Source organism: Methanolobus mangrovi (assembly GCF_031312535.1).
Lineage (GTDB): Archaea > Halobacteriota > Methanosarcinia > Methanosarcinales > Methanosarcinaceae > Methanolobus > Methanolobus mangrovi.
Genome location: NZ_CP133594.1, coordinates 2,539,527 through 2,561,813 on the forward strand (window position 1 = coordinate 2,539,527; position 22,287 = coordinate 2,561,813).

At 42.3% G+C, this 22,287-nt stretch carries 27 protein-coding genes; 14 read left to right on the top strand and 13 right to left on the bottom strand.

The features are described 5' to 3' along the window. Positions 1-4 precede the first annotated feature (4 nt). The 3 genes from RE476_RS12450 to crcB (RE476_RS12460) are packed head-to-tail and all read left to right on the top strand — an operon-like array spanning position 5 to position 1,926. Positions 5-1,189: a molybdopterin molybdotransferase MoeA gene (locus RE476_RS12450; protein WP_309307956.1), complete on the top strand. Its 1,185-nt coding sequence runs from the start codon at positions 5-7 to the stop codon at positions 1,187-1,189. After that, a complete protein-coding gene (gene crcB, locus RE476_RS12455; RefSeq protein ID WP_309307957.1) occupies positions 1,182-1,583 on the top strand; it encodes a fluoride efflux transporter CrcB in 402 nt (133 codons plus the stop codon). Before RE476_RS12450 ends, crcB (RE476_RS12455) begins: the two co-directional genes overlap by 8 nt. Beyond that, complete coding sequence (crcB, locus tag RE476_RS12460; RefSeq protein ID WP_309307958.1) at positions 1,573-1,926, top strand: fluoride efflux transporter CrcB; 354 nt, start codon at positions 1,573-1,575, stop codon at positions 1,924-1,926. The genes crcB (RE476_RS12455) and crcB (RE476_RS12460) overlap by 11 nt, the downstream gene beginning before the upstream one ends. A 34-nt stretch (positions 1,927-1,960) precedes the next feature. Here the strand turns inward: crcB (RE476_RS12460) and RE476_RS12465 are convergent, their stop codons facing one another. Both RE476_RS12465 and RE476_RS12470 read right to left on the bottom strand, forming a co-directional pair. After that, entirely contained in the window at positions 1,961-3,085 is a 1,125-nt protein-coding gene (locus RE476_RS12465; protein WP_309307959.1) for a cytochrome c biogenesis protein CcdA, read from the bottom strand. After that, the gene (locus RE476_RS12470) at positions 3,048-3,476 is read right to left on the bottom strand and encodes a flagellar basal body-associated FliL family protein (RefSeq protein WP_309307960.1); all 429 of its coding nucleotides are present in this window, start codon (positions 3,474-3,476) and stop codon (positions 3,048-3,050) included. Before RE476_RS12470 ends, RE476_RS12465 begins: the two co-directional genes overlap by 38 nt. Before the next feature lie 150 nt (positions 3,477-3,626). On the opposite strand from RE476_RS12470, the gene RE476_RS12475 reads away from it, so the two are divergent. Beyond that, on the top strand, positions 3,627-3,959 hold the full coding sequence (locus tag RE476_RS12475; protein WP_309307961.1) for a DUF190 domain-containing protein: 333 nt from the start codon (positions 3,627-3,629) through the stop codon (positions 3,957-3,959). 9 nt (positions 3,960-3,968) lie between these two features. On the opposite strand, the gene RE476_RS12480 is transcribed toward RE476_RS12475, so the two are convergent. The 3 genes from RE476_RS12480 to RE476_RS12490 all read right to left on the bottom strand — a co-directional run bounded on the left by RE476_RS12480 (position 3,969) and on the right by RE476_RS12490 (position 5,775). After that, positions 3,969-4,229: a YhbY family RNA-binding protein gene (locus RE476_RS12480; RefSeq protein WP_309307962.1), complete on the bottom strand. Its 261-nt coding sequence runs from the start codon at positions 4,227-4,229 to the stop codon at positions 3,969-3,971. Positions 4,230-4,363: 134 nt separating this feature from the next. Continuing rightward, entirely contained in the window at positions 4,364-5,062 is a 699-nt protein-coding gene (locus RE476_RS12485) for an RAD55 family ATPase (RefSeq protein WP_309307963.1), read from the bottom strand. Between the two features lie 173 nt (positions 5,063-5,235). Beyond that, positions 5,236-5,775 carry a MogA/MoaB family molybdenum cofactor biosynthesis protein gene (locus RE476_RS12490; protein ID WP_309307965.1) on the bottom strand — a complete coding sequence of 180 codons (540 nt, stop codon included), beginning with the start codon at positions 5,773-5,775 and terminating at the stop codon, positions 5,236-5,238. A 47-nt stretch (positions 5,776-5,822) separates the two neighbouring features. On the opposite strand from RE476_RS12490, the gene RE476_RS12495 reads away from it, so the two are divergent. From RE476_RS12495 to RE476_RS12515, 5 genes are all read left to right on the top strand, one after another. Next, entirely contained in the window at positions 5,823-6,887 is a 1,065-nt protein-coding gene (locus tag RE476_RS12495; protein ID WP_309307966.1) for a DUF1786 domain-containing protein, read from the top strand. A 195-nt stretch (positions 6,888-7,082) separates the two neighbouring features. Further along, on the top strand, positions 7,083-7,601 hold the full coding sequence (locus RE476_RS12500; RefSeq protein WP_309307967.1) for a 50S ribosomal protein L16: 519 nt from the start codon (positions 7,083-7,085) through the stop codon (positions 7,599-7,601). Positions 7,602-7,629: 28 nt separating this feature from the next. Beyond that, entirely contained in the window at positions 7,630-8,238 is a 609-nt protein-coding gene (locus tag RE476_RS12505; RefSeq protein WP_309307968.1) for a translation initiation factor IF-2 subunit beta, read from the top strand. A 109-nt stretch (positions 8,239-8,347) separates the two neighbouring features. Further along, positions 8,348-9,136, top strand: a complete 789-nt coding sequence (locus RE476_RS12510) for an RAD55 family ATPase (protein ID WP_309307969.1) — start codon at positions 8,348-8,350, stop codon at positions 9,134-9,136. After that, positions 9,137-10,339 carry a radical SAM protein gene (locus tag RE476_RS12515; protein ID WP_309307970.1) on the top strand — a complete coding sequence of 401 codons (1,203 nt, stop codon included), beginning with the start codon at positions 9,137-9,139 and terminating at the stop codon, positions 10,337-10,339. Positions 10,340-10,353: 14 nt separating this feature from the next. Here RE476_RS12515 and RE476_RS12520 read toward each other — a convergent pair whose 3' ends face one another. Next, entirely contained in the window at positions 10,354-10,902 is a 549-nt protein-coding gene (locus RE476_RS12520; protein ID WP_309307971.1) for a hypothetical protein, read from the bottom strand. Positions 10,903-11,001: 99 nt separating this feature from the next. On the opposite strand from RE476_RS12520, the gene RE476_RS12525 reads away from it, so the two are divergent. The 3 genes from RE476_RS12525 (at position 11,002) to pheS (ending at position 14,394) form a co-directional block, all read left to right on the top strand. Beyond that, positions 11,002-11,484, top strand: a complete 483-nt coding sequence (locus RE476_RS12525) for a hypothetical protein (RefSeq protein WP_309307972.1) — start codon at positions 11,002-11,004, stop codon at positions 11,482-11,484. Positions 11,485-11,599: 115 nt separating this feature from the next. After that, positions 11,600-12,904 (top strand): tryptophan--tRNA ligase, encoded by a 1,305-nt coding sequence (locus tag RE476_RS12530; protein ID WP_309307973.1) that lies wholly within the window; start codon positions 11,600-11,602, stop codon positions 12,902-12,904. An 11-nt stretch (positions 12,905-12,915) separates the two neighbouring features. After that, on the top strand, positions 12,916-14,394 hold the full coding sequence (gene pheS / locus RE476_RS12535) for a phenylalanine--tRNA ligase subunit alpha (RefSeq protein WP_309307974.1): 1,479 nt from the start codon (positions 12,916-12,918) through the stop codon (positions 14,392-14,394). A 37-nt stretch (positions 14,395-14,431) separates the two neighbouring features. Here the strand turns inward: pheS and RE476_RS12540 are convergent, their stop codons facing one another. Further along, on the bottom strand, positions 14,432-15,553 hold the full coding sequence (locus tag RE476_RS12540; RefSeq protein WP_309307975.1) for a DUF362 domain-containing protein: 1,122 nt from the start codon (positions 15,551-15,553) through the stop codon (positions 14,432-14,434). Positions 15,554-15,770: 217 nt separating this feature from the next. Here RE476_RS12540 and RE476_RS12545 point away from each other — a divergent pair, with 217 nt between their 5' ends. Beyond that, complete coding sequence (locus tag RE476_RS12545; RefSeq protein WP_309307976.1) at positions 15,771-16,280, top strand: PEF-CTERM sorting domain-containing protein; 510 nt, start codon at positions 15,771-15,773, stop codon at positions 16,278-16,280. 35 nt (positions 16,281-16,315) lie between these two features. Here the strand turns inward: RE476_RS12545 and RE476_RS12550 are convergent, their stop codons facing one another. The 4 genes from RE476_RS12550 to larE are packed head-to-tail and all read right to left on the bottom strand — an operon-like array spanning position 16,316 to position 18,867. Next, positions 16,316-17,056: a DUF166 domain-containing protein gene (locus RE476_RS12550; protein ID WP_309307977.1), complete on the bottom strand. Its 741-nt coding sequence runs from the start codon at positions 17,054-17,056 to the stop codon at positions 16,316-16,318. A 40-nt stretch (positions 17,057-17,096) separates the two neighbouring features. Beyond that, positions 17,097-17,633: a DUF531 domain-containing protein gene (locus RE476_RS12555; RefSeq protein ID WP_309307978.1), complete on the bottom strand. Its 537-nt coding sequence runs from the start codon at positions 17,631-17,633 to the stop codon at positions 17,097-17,099. 5 nt (positions 17,634-17,638) lie between these two features. Further along, entirely contained in the window at positions 17,639-18,070 is a 432-nt protein-coding gene (locus tag RE476_RS12560) for a GNAT family N-acetyltransferase (protein ID WP_309307979.1), read from the bottom strand. Beyond that, positions 18,067-18,867 carry an ATP-dependent sacrificial sulfur transferase LarE gene (gene larE / locus RE476_RS12565; RefSeq protein WP_309307980.1) on the bottom strand — a complete coding sequence of 267 codons (801 nt, stop codon included), beginning with the start codon at positions 18,865-18,867 and terminating at the stop codon, positions 18,067-18,069. Before larE ends, RE476_RS12560 begins: the two co-directional genes overlap by 4 nt. 103 nt (positions 18,868-18,970) lie before the next feature. Here larE and glmM point away from each other — a divergent pair, with 103 nt between their 5' ends. Further along, positions 18,971-20,311 carry a phosphoglucosamine mutase gene (glmM, locus tag RE476_RS12570; protein WP_309307981.1) on the top strand — a complete coding sequence of 447 codons (1,341 nt, stop codon included), beginning with the start codon at positions 18,971-18,973 and terminating at the stop codon, positions 20,309-20,311. Here the strand turns inward: glmM and RE476_RS12575 are convergent, their stop codons facing one another. Together RE476_RS12575 and RE476_RS12580 are read right to left on the bottom strand one after the other, a co-directional pair. Next, entirely contained in the window at positions 20,312-20,902 is a 591-nt protein-coding gene (locus RE476_RS12575; protein WP_309307982.1) for an endonuclease dU, read from the bottom strand. It abuts the gene before it with no gap. Between the two features lie 50 nt (positions 20,903-20,952). Then, complete coding sequence (locus RE476_RS12580) at positions 20,953-22,242, bottom strand: proteasome-activating nucleotidase (protein WP_309307983.1); 1,290 nt, start codon at positions 22,240-22,242, stop codon at positions 20,953-20,955. Positions 22,243-22,287: the final 45 nt, after the last annotated feature.

Sequence of the window (22,287 nt, forward strand, 5' to 3'; positions counted from 1 at the left end):
CGGAATGATATTCAGAGAACGCACAGATGTGGGAAAAGCAAAGGAAATGTTCCTTGCACAGATAAAAGGCATGGAGAAAACCGAGCTTCTTCCGGCAACATCGTCTATTAGCAGGGTGCTTTCATCAAGTATACTCGCGCCCCGTAACGTACCACATTACCGCCGATCGGCTATGGATGGTTTTGCAGTCCGGTCTGTTGACCTGCTGGGTGCTTCACCCACGAATCCTGTGATGCTTCAAATATCCGATGATGTAATGGAAGGCACATGTGCTCCGGTAAATACGGGCGATTATGTTCCTGATGAAGCAGATGCTGTGCTAATGATGGAGGATACAATATCCATCGGAGATATGGTAGAGATCCGGGCACAGGTTCACCCTGGCAAGAATGTTGGTGAAATTGGCGAGGACGTAAGGAAAAATGAGATCATATTCAACAAGAGCCATCTTCTCAGGCCATGTGATATTGCTGTGCTTGCCTCTCTTGGGATAAATGATGTAAAGGTATATGCAAAACCTGTTGTTGCTATTATTCCCACAGGCAATGATCTCCTGCCGCTTCCCGGGGAAGGTATTCCTGCACCAGGGAAAACACTGGACATCAACAGCCTCATGATAGCTAAATATGTAGAGAAATGGGGTGGAATTGCACGATACTGTGATATTGTACCTGAGAATAAACAACTCATAGAAGATGCTATCTGCGCCAACCTCGACACTGACATGATAGTGGTATCCGGCGGAACCTCTGTCGGGGATAAGGATTATGTGCCGGAAGTTGTTGAAAAGCTGGGGAAGAAACTTGTTCATGGTGTAGGGCTTAGTCCCGGAAAACCTACGGCTCTTGGGGTTGCAGATGATGTGCCGATACTTTGTATGCCCGGGTATCCGGCAGCAGGTCTTGTGGCACTTTTTGCATTTGGAAAACCTGCACTTCGAAAAGCCGGCAATATTCCTGATGTACCTGAGACAAAAGTAAAAGCCCGTATGAGTGGGAAGATAATGTCAAGGGAAGGCTATCTCAGTTATGCAAGGGTAATACTTGAAGGGAATATCGCTCACCCACTCATGACTGCAGGTGCCGGGATATTGAGTTCCATTGCAAAGTCCGACGGATTTGTTATAATCCCAGAGAATGTTGAGGGATGCGAAGAAGGAAGCGAAGTGGAAGTTGTGTTGATTGAATGATAATTCTTCCATAGAACGGGCTCTTGAACTCCTGACAATAGGTGCAGGAGGATTCTTTGGGGCAATTTCACGATTTCTGATAGCAGGTCAATTAGGGCCTGCGTCAGGCACTTTATTTGTCAATGTTCTTGGAAGCATACTGCTTGGTTTTCTGATGTATAATTCCGAGTATTTGGGTTATGTGTCTCCAAGAACCCGAATGTTCTTCGGCATTGGATTTTTAGGTTCACTGACTACATTTTCCACATTTACGGTTCAGACATTCCAGATGCCCTTGATCGAAGCTGCATTCAATGTCATTGCAAATGTTCTCCTTACACTGGCGGGAGTATTCGCGGGAAGGGGATTTGTAGTGTACATTGTAAAAAGGAGGGAAGGGAGCAGTGGTCTCTGAAATTCTCCTTGTTGGTACAGGTGGATTCATCGGTGCAATACTCAGGTATCTTGTATCCGGTGCAATTCCTCGGATAAATGAAATCCCGTCCGGAACTCTCACTGTGAATGCAATAGGCAGTTTTGTGCTGGCAGCAATGACCTTTTCATCTGTAGAAGGGTCTCTGCGATTCTTTGTCAGCATTGGAATGCTGGGTTCTTTTACAACCTTCTCCACTTTTGCATACGAAAGTTTCAGGTTGCTGGGGGAAGGGGAAAGTAAGTATTTCCTGTTGAATATAGTTCTTAACTTAACAGTATGCTTAGTTGCAACGTCTCTTACATATCAAATAATTATTCAATAGGCTTATTCGGTTATCTGCAACCTCACTCATTTGTTCAGATTATATTAAAGTTCAGCATCAATGCCAGCAGTATAAGGATAATGCCTGTTACAAGGCGTATCTCGACACGTCTTTTTTCCCTGTACTCATTGACTTTTTCCGGATCAAGGCCAAAAGCCAGGAGAGCTCCAAGGATCAATATTGGAAGGATAACGCCTAGATTATAAAGTGCCATATACAGCGTTCCTTCTAGAATATTGTTTCCTGATATAAGCATCTCAAGGATCATCAGGTAGACTGCGCCCACGCAGGGTGCTTTGACCAGTGAAAAAATGCTGCCGCCGATAAATGATATTGCCAGGATGTTCCTGCCTTCTGCCTTTCCCATGAGGTCTATAAAGGAACGGGGTGTTTTGAAAGATGATTTTGAGTGTTTTTTGATATAATATGCATCATAAAGGTGCCACAGGCCAAGAAAAGCTACCAGTAGGACCATCAGGGTTGTTATCGTTTCCCTGATTCCGGGGAAGTAACTGATGGTGTTCAGTATGCCAAACCCAACGATCATGTAAGTGACAAATATGCCGGAGCAAAAACCTGTAACAAGAACAAGCATGTCTTTGCGTGAACCGCCTGATGAAACTATGACAGATGCCAGGAAAGCCATTACTGCAATGAGGCATGGATTGAATCCTGCAAGCAGTCCTGCGATAAATATAACGTAGGGTGTTTGTGTATCTGTGTTCCAGCTTTCAGGGGAGTTTGAAATGCCTATGTCTGATTCGGTTTTATCCGGAATAGGGGGTGCTGTTTCAATGGATTCGGAAAGCATTGTTTCAAGTAATTCAGTATCTCCTTTATAATCCTCATAATTTATGACTGTGCTCTTGTTAATGACGACTGCCGGAACTGTGTTTACTCCATATTGCTTTGCCAGACTGAAAGAAGCCGCGATTTCATATTCTGAGTAGTTTATATCAGGATTTTGGGTAACTATTTTTTCAATCACAGGCGAGGCCTGTGCGCACTTAAGGCATCCGCTCTCATAGAAGTATTCTACCGATACATTTCCAGCCTGAGCTATTCCTGTTGTAAGCACCAGCAACAATATCAAAATGCCAGCTGTTCTGCTCAAGGGCAGTTTAGTGGCAGGATGTTGATGCACAGGTCTTTTTCTCATATTGGCTTTCCAAGACGGATTTAGTGCTGACTTCCAGAAGCTCGCCGGTGCTGGATGATACATAGCCTTCTATTACATAGAGGTCCTTTATGCCTGAGCATGCGCAGCTACGTTCCATGATCTCAATCTTCCATATCTCTTCATCATCAGAAGCAGTACTATTCGGGGCACTCTCAACAAGTGATGTACTCGTGACCCTCCACTCTTCCACCTTGAAATGGGATGAATAGTATGCTGCCACATCAGAGTTGTTCTGAACAATTTCTATGGCTTGTGACTCATTTATGGTCTGGCTGCCAACTTCAGGCCCAAGTAGCATGTATGCACCCACAATACCTGCGCATGCTACAACAGCCAAGGCTATAATTACAATGGCTTTGCTTTTTTCCATATGTAATATGGTAATCACATTTAAGCTATAAATGTTACTAAATAGAAGGGGTGCTAAATACGTGATAATGGCTTTGCTATTTATGTTCAGGAAACAAAGACATTATTATTGAATTACAACTTATAATGCGGGTATCAGGGGAAAACAGTCATGAGGACATTGCTTTTGAGGATATATCTTAGTGAGAATGATAAGTACAAAGGGAAAACTGCACACCATGCTGTTATAGAATTCCTGAAGGAACAGGGGATAGCTGGTGCTACGGTTCATCATTGTATCGAAGGATATGGCATCCATCACAAAATACATACTGCAAGTGTGCTCAGGCTTGGAACGGATCTTCCGGTTATCGTGCAGGCAGTGGACAGGGAAGAAAAAATAAGAGACCTTATTCCGAAACTAAAGGAAATACTACCTACGGAACTTATGATCGTCCAGGAGGCAGAGGTAGTTTCGGGAGAAGGCTTTAAAGAAAATATTTAAGCTTGCTGATTACTTGTAGATCACTACTGTGCTTCCCCTTACATCTATAAGGGTTGCTTTGGTTGCCTCTGCAAGTTTTTCTGCAGATTGTTTTATGTCTTCGCCTTCAGCGCTGGTCTTCAGCATCTTTATCTTAAGCAGACGGTTTGCTTTCAGCTGTTTTTTAATTTCTTCCAGGACAGATTCTGTTATTCCGTTCTTTCCGATGTTGATGATTGGCTTTATCTTTGTAGCCTCGGTCCTTAATTGATATATTTTATCTTTTTCCATTATGATACACCTGATAAGTAGTTCAATATAAATGATTCAATCATAAGATAGTATAAAAAGAATGTCCATTCAAGAGATAAAGTGGGTGATATACCGGAAATATCTTGAGAATTCGGGCATATTGGGGAAAATTTCTATGTTTTCCTGAGAGATACTTTCGTTCCTTCAATGCTGTACTCGAACCATGGAGTAGGCTTTGATGTCATACCCACTACTCTTATGGCGTAGGCATCTCCTACTGCTTTGATCTCGATCATGCCATCGAAAAGTTGCTTCAGGGTGGCTATGGTCTGCACATCGTGCATTTGGTCTTCTACAACATAAAGTCCAAAACCATTAGCTGCTTTTACACGCCCTGTAAATACATGAAGGAATCTGAAAACAGTCTGTATGTTCGAATACATAAGAATGGTAGACAGCGAATTGATACACAAATGTATTTTCTTCTTCTGTTTTTTGACTAGCATCTCTTCAAAGAACTGGCTGATCTTGACTCCAATTCCTGTAAGGTCTACTGGACTAGATGCTCTTTTTATCTTTTCGGTATCTGCAGCACCGAGGCCAAGCGTTCTGGTTACGCAGTCGACAATTCCGATGTCAGTATTTTGGATGTCCATCCCATTATCTTCAAACCAGGCAAGTATACGTTCTCCTGGCTCGCGTGTGGAAACAATTATAGCTGAATTCTCTGAATTCTGGCTGTTAAAAACAATTGCGTTCAAAAGCTCATCTTTTCGGCTCATAGGCGGACCTATCATCATCAGATTGGTTCCTTCCCGGATGTTGCCAAGCAATTCATCCAGTTCCTTGATACCTAAAGAGTAGCCGGACATGTTTCCCTCTTCATTGGGATTGTATATAGGATTTGCCCTTTAATGCACTTGCTGCTTTTTATTAAAGGTGCTGTGGTAATATGTGAGCTATATAATATATAAATTTTAACATATATAAGTGTGCCTTTTGCACATTCTAATAAAATAATGCAGAATATATAAATCTTTTTTGGTTATTGATGTGCATGCTTTACAACGTGTCCTGTTTCAGGAAGGATTATTTCACTTAATGCAAGCTCAACTGCCGCCGGAGAGCCCGGAAGACAAAAGAGCACTTTGCTTTTTACTATTCCTGCAGCTGCTCGTGTAAGGATTACTGAGCTTCCTATCTGTTCTATACTTTTGTATCTGAAAAGTTCTCCAAAACCTGGCATTTCTTTTTCAAATAGGGGTACTAGAGATTCAATGGTAATGTCTTTTGAAGAAAGTCCAGTGCCACCACTTGTTATTATAATGTCTGCTTTTGAGTCAAGAGCGCGATTAACAGAATCTATGATCATGTCTGAATTATCGGAAATAAGCTCATATTTAGATACGTTATGACCTTTGGAAAGAACAAGATCAACCATCATTTTTCCTGAAAGGTCCTCTGCATCATCCGGGGATTGGACGTTGCCATATTTTTCGTACCTTGAAGTTGAGATGGTGATAAGGGAAAATGAGTATGATTTCTCAACATCTGTCTTATGTTCTCTTGTTGTTGGGCTGCTCATACGAAGTATTTATACATTAATAGGTATAAGAATCACGCGATATAAGCATGAAAATACTTGCAATCGATGTTGGAACCGGTACTCAGGATATACTCCTTTACGATGCGGAAAGGGAGGTGGAGAACAGCCTTGTAATGGTGATGCCATCACCCACTGTAATTATTGCTGACAGGATCAAAAGGGCAACCAAAGAAGGACTTGATATACTTCTTAAAGGGGATGTCATGGGTGGCGGACCTTCTGTAAGGGCCATCAAAGCTCACATTGAAATGGGATATAAAGTATATGCTACTGAAAATGCCGCTCTCACAATAAAGGATGATCTTGAACGGGTACGATCAATGGGTATCAATATTGTAGAAGATGGCAAAGACATTCCATCTGGTCTGGAATATATTACTTTAAAGGACATTGACCTGGATGCAATTGAGGCTGCACTTCGAAGTTTTGGAGTAGGTATGCCGGATAAAATTGCTGTTGCTGTGCAGGACCATGGTAACTCTCCCGATATCAGCAATCGTATTTGCAGATTCCAAATATTTGAGAAATTAATTGATGAAGGCGGTGATTTCAGCAAATTTGCTTATGAGGGTAACGCACTTCCGGGGGAATTTACCCGCATGGCATCGGTGTCACGCACAACTGGGAAAATGGATACTATTATTATGGATACCGGACCTGCGGCGATATTCGGTGCACTTCTTGATCCTCGTGCCATTCAACCTGCTATTGTTGTGAATATAGGGAATGGACACACCCTTGCAGCAATAGTGGATAATGACAGGATTGTAGCTCTTTTTGAACATCACACTTCTGCTCTTGATGGAATAAAACTACAGGGATATATCAATGAATTTGCATGTGGTAAACTTGGTTTTGATGATATTTTCAATGATGGTGGGCATGGTTGCTATATAAAAGAAAGCCATGGGCCTGATGCGATCATGTCTGTAATGATCACCGGTCCAAGACGTAACATTTTACAGAACCTGAAGCCCGAAGACAGGGATATCGCTATCTGGGAGAAACTTCATTTTGCAGCACCTTTTGGAAATATGATGCTTTCCGGTTGTTACGGATTGCTGATGCCTCAGTTGAAGCAGTACGTGTGAATCGGTGATAAGGCTTATAAACCCCAAGGTAGTATGAGGACAGCCATCGAGATTAATCTATTTTGTTGATAGGCAACATCAACAAATACAAATATATACATATCAATTAAGGTACAAATCCAGATGCGAAAACCAGTGGTACTATTTATAGTATCACGCTTTATTGCAATAATCAACTCAAGGAGATTTTAATTCATGGTAAGAAAACCAGCAAGTATGTACAGGAACGTAAGACAGCGTTCATTCACCAGAAGGAAGTATATGGGTGGTGTCCCGGGTAGTCAGGTCATTCACTACGACATGGGTAACAAGAGTGCCGATTTTCCGGTAAAGGTCACACTCATAGCTAAAGAGAGATGCCAACTCACACACAAGTCACTTGAAGCTGCACGTATCACTTCAAACCGTGCAATGACAAATGCTGCAGGACGTGCAGGGTTCCACATCAAACTGAGAGTTTACCCACACGAGGTCCTCAGGGAGAACAAGCAGGCTACCGGAGCAGGTGCAGACCGTGTGTCAAGTGGTATGCGTGGGGCATATGGAAAGAATGTTGGAACAGCAGCAAGAGTTTCAGCTGGTCAGAAGATATTTACTATCTCTGTAAACAAAGAGCACTTTGTAATGGCAAAGGATGCACTTAGGAAAGCAGGCCAGAAACTGCCAACCCCAGTCAGGATCGTAGTCGATCAAGGGCTGGAACTTGTTCAATAAATAACTAGAAAATAACGAGGGATCAAAGATGGAAGATTACGAAGCGCTTCTGGATCGTGCAATAGCAAACTTACCCGACATGGAGACTACGGATGCTCGTTTCGTAATCCCTGAACCTAAAATTATGGTAGAAGGTAAGACCACGATCCTTGATAATTTCAACAACATTGCAGATGTCCTGAACAGGGATCCTGACCACGTGATGAAATACCTTACACGTGAAATGGGTACTGCAGGTAAGATCGATGGTATGAGGGCGATATTCCAGGGTAGGTTCTCAAAGGACCAGATCAAAGCTAACATCGAAGCATATGTTGAAGAATTCGTCATGTGTTCAGAATGTGGAAGGCCTGATACCCAGCTTATGAAAATGGACCGTATCATGGTGTTGAAATGTGCCGCTTGTGGTGCACACAGACCTGTGAAGAAAAGACGTGCCAGTGCACCTGTCAAACAGGACGCCATTGAAGAAGGCAAAGAATACGATGTTCGTATCGATGCTGTTGGTTCCAAGGGTGACGGGATTGCTAAGATGGATAGGTTCACTATCTTCGTACCAGGTGCTGCAAAGGGTGAGACTCTCAAGATAAGAATCAAGAGAATCAGTGGAACCCTTGCGTTCGCCGAAAAAGTATGATGCCTGCTTAAACGGGTATCAATCATCTTTTTTTCTGCAAGAAATACCTATATATTAATAGTGTCATAAATACGGTGAATTACTTGCAAGTAATTACCCGAGGGAACATATGGCACGAGTACCAACCGGAATATCAGGATTTGATGAACTTATAGAAGGTGGGTTCATTGAAAATGACGTGATTCTCCTGACAGGGGGACCTGGTGCAGGTAAGTCTACTTTTGGTTCACAATATCTGTATGCAGGAATCATGAATTACAATGAACCGGGAGTTTACGTCACGTTTGAAGAGACTCCGGCACGCATCATGAGAAATATGTGGAGACATGGATGGGATATGGAACGTCTCATAAAGGAAAATAAACTCCGCATAATAAGGGTCGATCCCATTGCATATGATCGTTACATAATGAGATCAATGGAAACCGGTCAGCAAGGAGATCACGAAAATGCAACACTGGAAACCGTGCTGAAGCAGATATATGCAAGCGTCACGGAAATTGACGCAAAACGTCTTTTTATCGATTCGCTGACATCACTGAAGATATCGCCTGATCCTGTGCATGTAAGACATATCGTCCTTGAGTTCATCAAGAACATTGAGAGTTTTGATTGTACCACCCTTATAACGAGCGAGATAAATAAGGATCCTGAGAATTTCAGTGTTGAGGAATACCTTGCCGAAGGAGTTATCTGCCTTAAGGTCTTCAGAATTGATGGAGAAAGAATCAGATCCCTTGAGATATTGAAAATGCGCGGTGTCAAGCATGATGAAGTGCTTCGCCCGTATGTAATATCAGATAAAGGCATTATTGTTTATTCCGATCATTCCGTTATAGGCAAGGAAGCTGATGTATTCTCCCTTCAAAGATGTTCGATCTTAGGGGAAGAAGATTAAATGAAAGCCGACTCAAAAAATTCAGATAACAAAGATATTGTATTGGTTTCAATACCCGGACTTTCAATCAAAATGGACAAAAAAGCTGATTTTGTCCAGCTTAAGGCATCTGGGCCTTTGCGCAAAGCGTGTGGCCCGTTTTTGAAAAAGATCAATGAAAGACTGAAAGTAGAAAAACCTGCTTTTGTTGATGACGATAAGGTAATAGCTTCCACATGGCTGCCACCAATCCCCAGTAAAGCTTTTAATCGGTTGTTGCTGGCTGAGACCCAGATAGCACTTGGAAGGTATATTCCCGAAACCGTTTCTTTTGAGATTACACGCAATTGCAAATGTAATTGTGAGCATTGCGTGGTCAGCGGTGGGGAAGGTGACCTGGATATCGAAACTATAAAAAGGGCTATAGATGATGTGCTTGACATGGGTGCAATGGTCATTGTATTCACCGAAGGGGACCCAATGCTGCGTGAGGATATCTACGAACTCATCGATTATGTGGACAAGGAACGTGCCATTGTAAATATGTATACGCCCGGTACTGAGATGACACCTGAGAATGCAAGGCGCCTCAAGGAAGCAGGGCTTCATAACATGCTGGTCAGCATATATTCCACGGAACCTTCAAAACATGATTCAGTACGCCGCCTTGAAGGTGCGTTTGAAATGGCCACAAATGCTATGATGATGGGTCTTGATGCAGGATTACTTGTAACTATGGCAACACATGTCTCGCCAAAGAATATAGATGAACTTCCTGCAATGTATGAACTGGCAAGGGATATTGGAGTTCATGAATTCTCCCTGTGGGAATCTGTTCCTAAGAAAAAGGAAGATCCGATCATCAGCGATGCTGACAGAGAAAAAGTGCTTGAGATGTATCATCGTATCAATTCCACTAAAGGCGGGCCACGTATCTTTGCCAACTCGTATTTCGAGGGAGAAATGCTTGGCTGTATGGCAGGTCAGAGGTGGCTGCATGTCTGTGTTGACGGGTTGGTAAAGCCATGTCCTTACATTCCGTTCAGTTACGGTAACATACAGGACAGTTCAATTAAGGATGTCTGGAGTAAGATACGCAAGGACAAACAATTCAGGGGGCAGCGTGGCACATGCCTGATGCAGGAAAAAGAGTGTCTGGAACTGGTGGACAAGATACCTGAAGGTGCATCGAAGCCTTATGATATTGATAAACTGAACTTATAACTCAGTTCATCAATCTATTTTTTTAAATTAATTTCTTTCATTGCAAGGAATTTCTTGAAATATCCGTGCATATGGTAGTAGGATACAAATAGATATGTCGCAGAAAAACTGAGTATGAACGACATACCGGGTTTAATAGGGGTATCCATTGTACGTATAAAATATAATGCCAAAAATAGAGCTATTCCTATGTATAGTGAATATATCAATGCTGCCTTTTTAGCACCATATTTCAGAGCCAGTTTTCCCCACAGTTTATTACCAATGAATAGTTCTTTTATTTTTAGCTCTTTTGAATAGTCATTTTTATTAAAGCTATCAAGTATTCTTTTTTGCTGATATTGTTTTATGGCAGGCCATTTATAGCCAGCAAGCAATACAGAAAGGAAGAAACATAGCACACCTAATGGGGGATAGAAATACATTACCAGTAGAGAAATAATCATTAATAAGGAAACAAATACTGGAATATAGCTTTCCTTTTTCTTATGGGCCTTATATAGGTTATATAATCCAATTACTAAGAAGAAAATTGCAGCAGGCAATAGTAATATTTCATCCATTCAGACACACGCCCATAATGTAAAACACTCACAAAATACAAATATTTTTTGTTGATGCAATATATTTTATATATGTTTCCTGATAAGTCAAGTATACAAATGGAAGAAAAACTGCCCGAAAACAAAAAAACAGATCATCTGGGGAAATTGGATGAAATTATCAAAAATCCAAAGTATTCAATTGCTTTTATTTTGGGCATTCCACTGATAATTGCACTTGGAATGGTATTATTTGACCGCAATTTCTTCCCTTTCTTTCTCTTTTGCCCTCCTTTAGTAGTTGCATGTTATGCATACTATACTGGAAATAAGTCCTCTTCCGCATTGACAGGCCTTTTATTTTTTCCACTTATATTCTTTTATTTAGACGTACTGGAAACAATTTCCCAGCCACAATTTGAAAGACTTAGCAAATATCTTGACTGGTCATATCTATTTAGGGATTTTGAATATTTTTGGAAAATCTGGATTGCTTCTTCAATAGCCAGTTTTTTAGTTGCAAATAGGAAACCAATTTATCTAGTTATCGCAGTGATTACTTTCATATCAATGTTTTTGGAATTTATCAGATTCATTGACTGAGCTATTATTCTGATAAGAACCTTTACATATCACAAGGTATTTTTACTAACAATTTTAAGTGCCTGACACTAAGCGAAAAAGATATCCGAGAATCGGACAGACTAAGAGGACATATATGAACATGAAGATCGACCCCTGGAGCGCATTGAACATTGATGATTATTCCAAGTTATTCGACGAATTTGGAATACTGCCATTTGATGAAATGGTCCGGGAGATAGAGAATCCTCACAAGTTCATGAACCGTAAGATCATTTTCGGACATCGCAGTTATGATCTGATAACTGACGCAATGAAGCACAATAAACCATTCTCTGTAATGAGCGGATTCATGCCTTCCGGAAAGATACACCTTGGTCACAAAATGGTGATGGAAGAAATTATCTGGCACCAGCAACAGGGCGGAGATGCTTTTGTCGGTATCGCGGACCGCGAGGCACATTCAGTCAGGGGAATGTCCTGGGATAAATGTAAGGACATCGGCATAAACGAATATATTATCAGTCTTATTGCTCTTGGTTTTGAACCTGATGGGCATATATATTTCCAGTCGAAATCAGAACAGGTTAAAGACCTTGCATTCGAGCTAGGTTCAAAGGCAAATTTCTCGGAACTGAGTGCTATCTATGGGTTCACAGGCGAGACGAACGTTGCACACATGCTAAGTGCTGTTACCCAGAGCGCGGACATACTTCATCCTCAACTTGAAGAATACGGCGGACCAAAACCAACTGTCATCCCCGTCGGTGCAGATCAGGACCCACACATTCGTCTGACAAGGGGCTTGGGGCACAAAATGAACATGTTCAAGATCGAAGGCCGTGAAGATAAGAATGGAAATAAATATTTCAGCATCCGTAGCAAGGCCGCTCCTGAAGAAGCTCTTAAAGAGCTGAATGAGCGTATTCCCGGAAAGACAAAACTTTTCGAGGGGCATGTTGATATCTTTAATGCAGATGATTTCGAACTTCTTTTGAAGACTGTCAGGGAAGTAGAGCTTGAATTCGGAGGATATGCATTTGTACCTCCATCCTCAACATATCATCGTTTTATGTCCGGATTGCAGGGAGGGAAGATGTCAAGCAGTGTTCCTGATAGTTACCTTTCACTCACAGAAGATCCAAAAGGTGCGGCAAAGAAGGTCAAGAGAGCAAAGACCGGTGGCCGGATGACCCTTGAGGAACAGAAGAAACTTGGCGGTGAGCCTGATAAGTGCTCAGTCTACGAAATGTTCCTTTTCCACCTTGTAGATGACGATGAAGAACTTGCACAGATATACACGGAATGTCGCGAAGGAAGCCGTGTTTGTGGAAACTGCAAAGCACTTGCGGCTGAAAGGACAGAAAAGTTCCTTAAAGAGCATCAGGAACTGCGTGAAGTTGCAAAAGACAGACTTGATGAATACGGATTATCAATTTAACAGGTGTAATTATGAGTTCCCAGTACAACCTTACATCCAATGAGAAAAATGTATTGATCGCATTGGAATATCTAAAAGATGCAAGCCCCGATGAGCTGGCTGAAAAGGCAGAAATGAAAATGGAAACTGCAATGCAGGCTGCTTTTCTGCTTGAAGAGAAAGGGCTTGCCCAGGTAGAGGAAAGTGTTACCGAGATATTCGAACTTACCGGGGAAGGAAAGAAATATGCTGAAGAAGGCCTTCCTGAAAGGCAGATAATCAACACTATATCCGAACCTGTATCCATGGATGATCTTAAAGAGAAGTTCAATCCTGCTATTGTTGGTATTGCAACCGGATGGCTGCGCCGCAAAGGCTGGGCAGGAATAGAAAATGGAATGATCGTTCCGACAGGTAATGCTCAGACAAGTGCTGATGAGCATGCTTTGGCTGCATTTGCCGGTGAAGAGAAGACCTTTGGTGAGTTGGGGGCAGACAAGAATGTCATCAACGATCTCATCAAGCGCAAGCTTGTGTCAAAGATCGAGAACAAACAAAGGACCATCAAGCTCACAGCTGAAGGAAAGAAATTAACTGATGCAGGAATTGTTGTTGAGGAAGAACTTGCACAGATCACGTCCGAACTCCTGAAAAGCGGCGAGTGGATGAACAAGAAGTTCAGGCCATATAACATTCATACAGCTCCAAAGCCAATATACGGAGCGAAGATACACCCATACCAGCGCCTGATCGATCAGATGAGGCGTATTTTCCTTGACATGGGATTCACTGAGATAAAAGGTGAGGCAATACAGAGTTCTTTCTGGAACTTCGACTCACTTTTCCAGCCACAGGATCACCCAGCAAGAGAAATGCAGGATACATTCCATCTTTCCAGTACCTCAGAACTTCCTGAGGAGTACAAGGACAATGTATGTGCTATGCATGAACATGGTGGGGATACTGAATCAACTGGTTGGGGAAGCAAATGGAGCGAGGAAATCGCCTGCAAGAACGTTTTGAGGACTCATACGACAGCATTGACCATCAAGTACCTTGCAGACAACCCGGAACCACCCATTAAAGCATTCTCAATAGACAGGGCATATCGCAGGGAAACCATCGACCCGACACACACACCGGAATTCGAACAGCTTGAGGGTGTTGTAATGGACAAGGACATGTCATTCTCAAACTTACTGGGATGCCTTTCTGAGTTCTATCACAGAATGGGATTTGAGGATGTAAGATTCAGACCTGGTTATTTCCCATACACTGAACCAAGTGTTGAACCTGAGGTGTATGTAGATGGCCTTGGATGGGTTGAACTCGGAGGTGCAGGTGTTTTCAGGAAAGAGGTCACTCATCCTCTGGGAATCAAATACCCTGTTCTTGCATGGGGACTTGGAGTAAGCCGTCTTGCAATGCTTAAGCTAGGACTTAAGGACCTGCGTCAGTTATATCACTCCGATATCGACTGGCTCCGCAAGAGTGAGGTATGTCAGCTCTGAGCTGGCATCCTGTATTTATTTTGACTCCTAACCCTTTTTATCTTTTTGTGATTATCTTTGCCAGCAGGGATTTTTCAATATCCACGGCATTTACAGGACATAGTTCACGGCAACAATAACACAATATGCATTTTTCCCTGTTTACCTCAAGATGGTCATCGACTTCTTCGATTGCATGAGCCGAACAGTTCATGGCACATGCACCACAAAGAACACATCTGGAAGTATCGATTTTCGGTCTCATTTCAAAGTATCTGCCAAACATACGAGTGATGGCAGGTGGAAAACTGGATGTGATACCTCCAGATGAAGGTTTATACTTTATTTTCACTTCATCCAGTGAAGTGCCAATTATCACTGGGTCTTTTGAGCCAAACCCCCTTTCAATTGCAGCACTTGTAGTCGGAATTCGCATTGGGTCAAAACCAATGAGTTCCGAAGCAACCACGTCAAGTGAAACACAATCGTATGATGCCAGTATCGCACCTGTCTTTACAGGTGTGCCATGTGAAGGCCCATTGCCTTCCATGCCCACCACAGCATCCATGACTGCAAGATGGGGCTTTGCAACCGAATATAGATCGATGACCGCTTCGCCAAATATTCTTCTGTCAGCCAGCAGGTGCATTTCCTTTCGGGTTCTGAGGGGCAATGCTCCAAACATGTTCTTGACAGCACCTGTGTAGTAGGTTAGTTCATGAGTTTTCATTTTCGGAAGCGATATGATAACATCTGCATCCATAACAGCTCTGGAAATGTGTAACTTAGGAAAATGCATCGCTTCCGGAACATCAATTACCACATAGCCTGCTGTCTGAAAATTAATGAGTTTAACATCATGGTTCTTCGCTACTTCTTCTATCCCGGATGCTTTGAATGCATCAGCAGTTGCTCCTGGATGGGTCATGCCTGAACCATCACCTATGATTGGGATTCCGCCTGCATCTTTTACAAGTTCACACATTGCGGCAACAATAGATGGATGAGTTGTAACGGCATCTTCCGGTTTGCGGGCAGCGAGAACATTGGGTTTGAGGAGTACGTAATCTCCTTCTGAGATTATGGGTTCAAGGCCACCGATGAGTGAGGTGGCCTCGGTAAGATATTCTTTGCATTTAGAATAATCATCACATTGTACAATTGAAACATTGTCTCCCATGCCTGTTATGTAAGGACTATAGGTTAAAATATGTATGGAATATTTTCTTTATGGGGATGTTAGTTTGATATGTATATAATTGAATGAGTGAATACTTCATAATGATAATAATAATGACCTGTAAAAGATGTTCGGAAAGTATATCTATAAAGAAAAAGATAAAACTAGATGTCTATTGAAATGACTTAAACATCTATAATAGAAGGTGGTAAACATAATGAAAAGAGTATTAATTACAATGCTCATCGTGGTGGCACTGTTACCATTGATGACGATAGGGGCTGCTGATGGAGTAATACCTTGGGATGGAAATGGTGCACCAGATGGTGGTACTGTGCTCTGTGATAGCACTGCTTACCCAACTTCTGATGCAGTAGGGTTTGATATCGAAGCAGAAGGAATTATGCAATGGAATTTGGCAAACTCAGATGGCCTAACTGAAGAAAATGTAACGCTCATGGTCAATGGTGTTGAGTTTGATGCATTTTCGAAGACTGGATCTGTGATTAAATTCTTCACTCCTTATTACGAAGGACTCACGCCGACTCCAGACATTAATGTGACTTACATAGGGCCTGCTCCCACCACAACTCCAGTGCTAACTATTTCCCACTACTGTGAGGATGGCGGCATTATTATTCTGGAAGTTCCAGAATTCCCACTTATTGCAGTTCCAATAGCCGCAATAGTTGGTCTGGCATTCTTCTTCCAGCGCAGAAAGGAGTAATCTTACTCCTTTAAATTTTATTTTTTAAAACAACCTTATTCCATTGCTTCTTCTACGCTTTTTCTGATAATGTATCCTGCTTCATGCAGAATAGTGTCACCAATCTGTGCATCCTTTTCCATACTCGCCGTGCATGGATATGAGTGATGGGCGCTTGAAATTGTTTCTTTGTAGTCTTTGATGTCTGACCATTTCAGTTTCTTTGCGACAAACCATGTTGCACCACATGGTGCATCCCTGAGGACCTCCACGTGAGTAAAAAGTCCGTTCACAGGGTCGGTCTCGATCTTTAGTAGTGGACGTCCAAATCCCATACCTACGAAATCATCTATTAATGGCTTTCCTGTAATGTCGAGTGAACAGAATGGTTTGGGACATTCGCATTCCACTCCCTGTGATTCCAGTTTATTTTTCACTTGCTCGGTCAGGCCTGCTGGCACCAAGCGGGAATCGTCTACTGGTATTATGGCGGCCTTTGCACCGGTCATTGCTGCAATGTCAGGAACCGCTGTTAACAGGTCAGGATGTAGGTCAATGGCAATAATAAGGTCAGAAAGGGGCAGATTATCAGGTATATATTCCATGGGTTCTTCGACGAAATCCGGGAGGTCTGTGCGTAATTCAAAAAGACCAACTATCATGGGTGCAAAGCTCGCCCTTGGCTCTCGGCAGTGGTCGCACAGTTCACCACACGACACACAAAAACTATCCGAATTAACGAGGTTGCCAACAACTTTCTTCCCAAATTCTCCTGAATAAAAAATGCTCAGACGCATGCAACAGAGTATATATATGATACTAAATAAAGTTCCCTACTTATTTTCCTGAGCTTTTAGTATGAACTATGCCCATGATATGTGCAGGTATACAACCAATTGCGGTACATGTTTCAAGAGAAATTCCCTGGGAAGTGATGTCAAGGTGATGCTTTGCAAGGCCAAATAGGTCTTTGGGGAGCCCTTTGCGTCCAAGTCCCACAAGTATCAGGAAAGACTTGTTATGTATTATCTCATCTGCAATGGCTTCTGGTGTGATAGAGAATTTCTTTTCCGGTTTTGAAGTTGTCACAACTACCGAACCTAACTGTGACTGGAATCCTTTTTTCGGCAGGTCAAAAACGAATAAATGTTTTTTTTCATGTAACATCTTCAGATATTTACCGGATTCTCCGATAGTTGTTTTATCCGCCACGTATTCTACCAGTTCATCTGCAGTCATCTTAAAAGGAAAATCAAAAAGAGCAAGTGAAAATCCAAATGCATAACATATAGGTGCAGCTCTTGCTATTGCCCTGTAATGAGCATCCAGAACTTTGATCTTATCATACGTATTAACTATACCTAATGTCAGCACCGATATCACCTTTTCTTAATTTCAAGACGCAACACAGATTGTTTACAGTTATTAAACCTGTTGCATCCAGCACAATCCTCCCACAGTTCTTTCTTTTCAGAATCCTCAAGTTTGATAAAACCTAGCTTTTCAAAAAAAGAAGGTGAGGTGGTTCTTGTAAACAGGAATTCCTGTCCTTCTATATCTGTTATCAGATAATCAAGCAACATACGGCCAATTCCTTTTCCGCGATAATTCGGATGAACTGCTATGGAGTGAACCTCTGGTATTTTTTCTACCATCAGGCAAGCTGCTCCAATAACTTTGTCATCAATGGTCGCAATTACAAAATCCTCTACGGCAATGCCTTCGATGTCCAGGAAATAGGTGGACATCAGCACTTCAATATGTACTTCGTCTTCGAGTTCTGCTCTTCGGATTGTGACTTCAGGATTCATAATATTTCATCCATGCTTCCGCTTCTGAATCCTTCCATATCCAGAGTAATGTAACTAAAACCGATTTTCTTCAGGTATGATGCAATATCTTCCCGTATTTGTAACAATGCATTCATGTCTTCAGGAAGAATTTCAATGCGGGCAATTCCTCTGTGGTCTCGCACTCTTAGTTCCTGGAATCCTAGTTTGATAAGAAAATCCTCAGCCATTTCCGCTCTTTTGATGGCTTCCTCAGTCAGAGCGTCACCATATGGAATACGGGATGCCAGACATGGGGAAGGGGTTTTATCTGCAACAGAAAGTCCAAGTTCTCTTGCGATCTGCCTAATTTCATCCTTATTTACGTCAAATTCAATATAGGGCGAATATACACTATCTCCTGCTTCGTCGATTGCCTTTTTTCCCGGCCTGTAAGAGTTGAGGTCTGAAGCATTGCTTCCTTCTATAATGACATTAAAATCCAGTTCTTCCCTTACAGAATTTAAAACACCAATTATCTCTTTTTTACAGTGGTAACATCGATCAGGGCTGTTTTCAGCTATGAGGGGAAAATCAAGTTCATTTACGTAGAGGATCCTGTGCGCAATACCAATCTCTTCTGCAACTCTTTTTGTACATTCCAGTTCCCTTTTCGGAAATGAATGGTTTTTGATTGTTACAGCAACTGCCTTTTTTCCAAGTACTTCGTGGGATATGGATGCAAGAACAGAACTGTCCACGCCACCTGAAAAGGCAATTATGACACTTTCCTTCTCAGAGATATCTTTTTTTAATAATTCCAGTTTTTCATTAAGCATTTGCTGAGAATATGTGACATATAATATAATAGCATATTCTCACAAAACGTAAAATAGGATTCAGACGTATAACTTATAATACTTTTAACAATGGTGATAATGGATGGCATTTTTCGGAACTAATGGTGTAAGGGGAATAGCGAACGAATACATAACTCCTCAACTGGCGATTGATGTTGCAAGAAGTTTGGGAACCTATATGGGATCAAGCGGAGTTGTTGCTATAGGCAGGGACACAAGAGCTTCAGGTGAGATGCTCAAATCCGCTGCAATAGCAGGTGCACTCTCAGCAGGTCTTACAGTGATCGATGTAGGTATCTGTCCTACTCCATCTGTTCAATATTATGTGAAAGAACATGCAGACGCAGGAATTGTTATAACTGCATCTCACAACCCCCGGGAATACAATGGAATAAAACTGATTGCAGGTGACGGGACTGAACTATCAAGGGAAGCAGAAAAAGAAATAGAAAAGTTATACTATTCAAAAGAGTTCAGCGCCGCACCCTGGCAAAAAACCGGGGACTTACGTCATGATGGCAATGCCAACGAGTATTACATGCGGGGTATTATCAATTCTGTAGACCACGAATTGATACGCGGGAAGAAGTTTAAGGTCGTAGTAGACACCGGATGCGGTGCCGGGTCAGTTACGCTCCCCTTCCTCCTTCAGAAACTTGGATGTGAGGTTCTGACCCTCAATGGCCAGGTAGATGGAACATTCCCATGGAGAAATCCGGAACCAACGCCTGATGTACTTACGGAGCTTGCGGACATCGTTAAGAGTTCAGGTGCAAGCATGGGAGTTGCACAGGATGGGGATGCGGACCGTGCAGTATTCTTTGATGAGAACGGCAATTTCATCGAGGAAGAGGTCTTGCTTGCAATGATGGCAAAATATGTGCTTGAAAGGAAAACGGGAACTATTGTAACTCCTGTCAGTTCCTCTTCACGCATGCTTGATGTTGCCAAGGAAGCAGGCGTTGAACTCATCTGGACTGCTGTTGGTTCTATCAACGTTGCACGTAAGATGATGGATACAGGCGCTGTCTTTGGTGGTGAGGGTAATGGAGGACTTATTTTCCCTGAACATCAGTATTGCCGTGATGGTGCCATGGCATGTGCAAAGTTCCTGGAGATCATCGCAAACGGGCAGAAGTTGTCTGAACTTGCTCAAAGTGTGCCCGCATACTTCAATTCAAAGACCAAGGTTAGGGCAGAAGACCTTCAAAGTACCATGGAACAGGTCAAAAAGGAAGTGCTCTCAAAGGACAATGAAGTTGACACAACAGACGGCGTAAAAATATGGTATGATGATGGGTGGGTACTCATCAGGCCGTCTGGAACTGAGCCGATAATCCGCATATTTGCAGAATCAAAGACAAAGGAAAGGGCAGATGCTTTGATGAATGAAGGTGTTGAACTGGTAAACAGTTCTAAATGATCAGGCCTTTCCTCTTGATTCACCAAGAACTATTCCTGTTGCAATAAGATGAGCCACTCTCAGTGGCTCAGGGATATTGCTCCTCGTTGATGAAATATTCACAATTCTGGCAGCTAATTCCTGCTTAATCCCGCAGCACTGGATAAATACGGGGTTGCATGCATCCTTTGTAATCACTTTGCTGATGTTGCCAGCTTTTTTGATAATTTTCATTCTCTTCTCTTTTTCAGGAAGATGGGAAAGGGCCGTTTCTATTTTTTCAAAATCCGGAAGGTTTCTCATCAGTACAATTACCGGTATATTCGTTTCTTCATTAAGCTGAATGATATCTACAGGATTAAAACCTCCGTAGGTAACGCCGTCAAGCATTATCACCCGGATTTGCAGAAAATGTTTACTCTGACGCACCATTTCAATTATACGGGTTGTGGCATCCAAGCCATCACGGCTGATGTCTGAGCGAAGTACGCCGTCAAGCCACATACCGCCACGGAAAAAAGCTCCGACTATTGTAATAGTATCACTTATGAGTGCAGAATCGTCTATTCCTAATATGCGAATCTCGTCTTTTATATGAAAATATCCTTTCACAAAAAAGTATTATGAAAAAAGGTAATGAAGTAACTTGCCAGCAGGAAAGCTTAAATGAACATTCCTTCCGGAAGAACTTCTGTTTTAGTTTCTTTCTTTGCCATTACTTTCTGCACGGATTCAAGGAAATCATCCATACCGATAGTCTCTTTATTGAACCGGACGGCAAGCATACCTGCCTCCATGACAATAGCATTGAGATCTGCACCGCTTGCATTCTCGGTAAGTTTGGCCAGCTTCTTAAAGTCAATGGTGTCTGCAACTGACATGAAGCGGGTGTGTATCTTAAAGATATTCTCACGGGCTCCTTCATCCGGCATAGGTACATTTACAATCCTGTCAAACCTTCCTGGTCTGAGTATCGCAGGGTCAAGCACATCGATTCTGTTGGTGGCTGCTATTATCCTTACATCGCCTCTGTTGTCAAATCCATCCATTTCTGCAAGCAACTGCATGAGGGTTCTCTGCACTTCACGGTCTGCACCGTTTGTATCATTCAGACGCCTTGAAGCTATGGCATCCAGTTCATCTATAAAGATAATACTTGGGGATTTCTTCCTCGCCATTTCAAAAAGTTCCCTGACAAGTTTTGCACCATCGCCAATATACTTCTGTATCAGCTCGGAACCTACTACTCTTATGTATGTGGCTTCGGTTCTGTGTGCAACAGCTTTTGCCAGTAAGGTCTTTCCTGTTCCTGGTTCGCCGAAGAGAAGAACGCCCTTTGGTGGGGTGATGCCTATACGTGTGAAAGATTCCGGTTTTGTCAAAGGCAATTCGACGGATTCTATCAGTTCTTGTATCTGTGAGTCAAGTCCTCCGATATCTTCATAGTCGACATCCTGTGATTCCAGTACTTCCATTGCTGAAACTGCAGGATCTTCACTTGTGGGGATTACTTCCACGATGGCAAGTGTTTGCTGATTCAGTGCAACCTTTACACCCGGTAAAAGTGAATCTTCATTCAGGTACTGTGATACGTTTACCATGAACTGCGGTCCGGTGGAACTCCTTACAAGGACCTTTTCCTCGCTTATAACATCCATTATGGTTGCAACTACAAGGGGTACGGTTTTCAGACGGTCTACTTCTGCCTGTAATCTGCGGACCTCGCGTTCGTATTTGAGTTTCTGGCTCTCAACAAAACGTTTTTCAGACTCTACCTGGTCGCATTGTTCTTTCAGGAGGTTATTCCTGGATTCTAGCTGTCTCATACGGTCAAGCAGATACTTGGAAAAATCTTCCTCATTATCTGAACCTACATAGTCATAGTCTGCCTTGTTCACTGAGGTAAAATCGTACCTTCTGTGCTCAAAGTCACTGTCAGTAGTCTCGCTCATGTGTCTCCGAATACTATTTAAGTGCAAAGGGTATATAGCCCTTTC

Excerpts from the sequence above, each read along its gene's own strand:
- RE476_RS12450 (WP_309307956.1), top strand. The coding sequence starts at position 5 with ATGATATTCAGAGAACGCACAGATGTGGGAAAAGCAAAGGAAATGTTC.
- RE476_RS12465 (WP_309307959.1), bottom strand. The coding sequence starts at position 3,085 with ATGAGAAAAAGACCTGTGCATCAACATCCTGCCACTAAACTGCCCTTG.
- RE476_RS12470 (WP_309307960.1), bottom strand. The coding sequence starts at position 3,476 with ATGGAAAAAAGCAAAGCCATTGTAATTATAGCCTTGGCTGTTGTAGCA.
- RE476_RS12475 (WP_309307961.1), top strand. The coding sequence starts at position 3,627 with ATGAGGACATTGCTTTTGAGGATATATCTTAGTGAGAATGATAAGTAC.
- RE476_RS12480 (WP_309307962.1), bottom strand. The coding sequence starts at position 4,229 with ATGGAAAAAGATAAAATATATCAATTAAGGACCGAGGCTACAAAGATA.
- RE476_RS12485 (WP_309307963.1), bottom strand. The coding sequence starts at position 5,062 with ATGTCCGGCTACTCTTTAGGTATCAAGGAACTGGATGAATTGCTTGGC.
- RE476_RS12490 (WP_309307965.1), bottom strand. The coding sequence starts at position 5,775 with ATGAGCAGCCCAACAACAAGAGAACATAAGACAGATGTTGAGAAATCA.
- RE476_RS12495 (WP_309307966.1), top strand. The coding sequence starts at position 5,823 with ATGAAAATACTTGCAATCGATGTTGGAACCGGTACTCAGGATATACTC.
- RE476_RS12500 (WP_309307967.1), top strand. The coding sequence starts at position 7,083 with ATGGTAAGAAAACCAGCAAGTATGTACAGGAACGTAAGACAGCGTTCA.
- RE476_RS12505 (WP_309307968.1), top strand. The coding sequence starts at position 7,630 with ATGGAAGATTACGAAGCGCTTCTGGATCGTGCAATAGCAAACTTACCC.
- RE476_RS12510 (WP_309307969.1), top strand. The coding sequence starts at position 8,348 with ATGGCACGAGTACCAACCGGAATATCAGGATTTGATGAACTTATAGAA.
- RE476_RS12515 (WP_309307970.1), top strand. The coding sequence starts at position 9,137 with ATGAAAGCCGACTCAAAAAATTCAGATAACAAAGATATTGTATTGGTT.
- RE476_RS12520 (WP_309307971.1), bottom strand. The coding sequence starts at position 10,902 with ATGGATGAAATATTACTATTGCCTGCTGCAATTTTCTTCTTAGTAATT.
- RE476_RS12525 (WP_309307972.1), top strand. The coding sequence starts at position 11,002 with ATGGAAGAAAAACTGCCCGAAAACAAAAAAACAGATCATCTGGGGAAA.
- RE476_RS12530 (WP_309307973.1), top strand. The coding sequence starts at position 11,600 with ATGAACATGAAGATCGACCCCTGGAGCGCATTGAACATTGATGATTAT.
- pheS (WP_309307974.1), top strand. The coding sequence starts at position 12,916 with ATGAGTTCCCAGTACAACCTTACATCCAATGAGAAAAATGTATTGATC.
- RE476_RS12540 (WP_309307975.1), bottom strand. The coding sequence starts at position 15,553 with ATGGGAGACAATGTTTCAATTGTACAATGTGATGATTATTCTAAATGC.
- RE476_RS12545 (WP_309307976.1), top strand. The coding sequence starts at position 15,771 with ATGAAAAGAGTATTAATTACAATGCTCATCGTGGTGGCACTGTTACCA.
- RE476_RS12550 (WP_309307977.1), bottom strand. The coding sequence starts at position 17,056 with ATGCGTCTGAGCATTTTTTATTCAGGAGAATTTGGGAAGAAAGTTGTT.
- RE476_RS12560 (WP_309307979.1), bottom strand. The coding sequence starts at position 18,070 with ATGAATCCTGAAGTCACAATCCGAAGAGCAGAACTCGAAGACGAAGTA.
- larE (WP_309307980.1), bottom strand. The coding sequence starts at position 18,867 with ATGCTTAATGAAAAACTGGAATTATTAAAAAAAGATATCTCTGAGAAG.
- glmM (WP_309307981.1), top strand. The coding sequence starts at position 18,971 with ATGGCATTTTTCGGAACTAATGGTGTAAGGGGAATAGCGAACGAATAC.
- RE476_RS12580 (WP_309307983.1), bottom strand. The coding sequence starts at position 22,242 with ATGAGCGAGACTACTGACAGTGACTTTGAGCACAGAAGGTACGATTTT.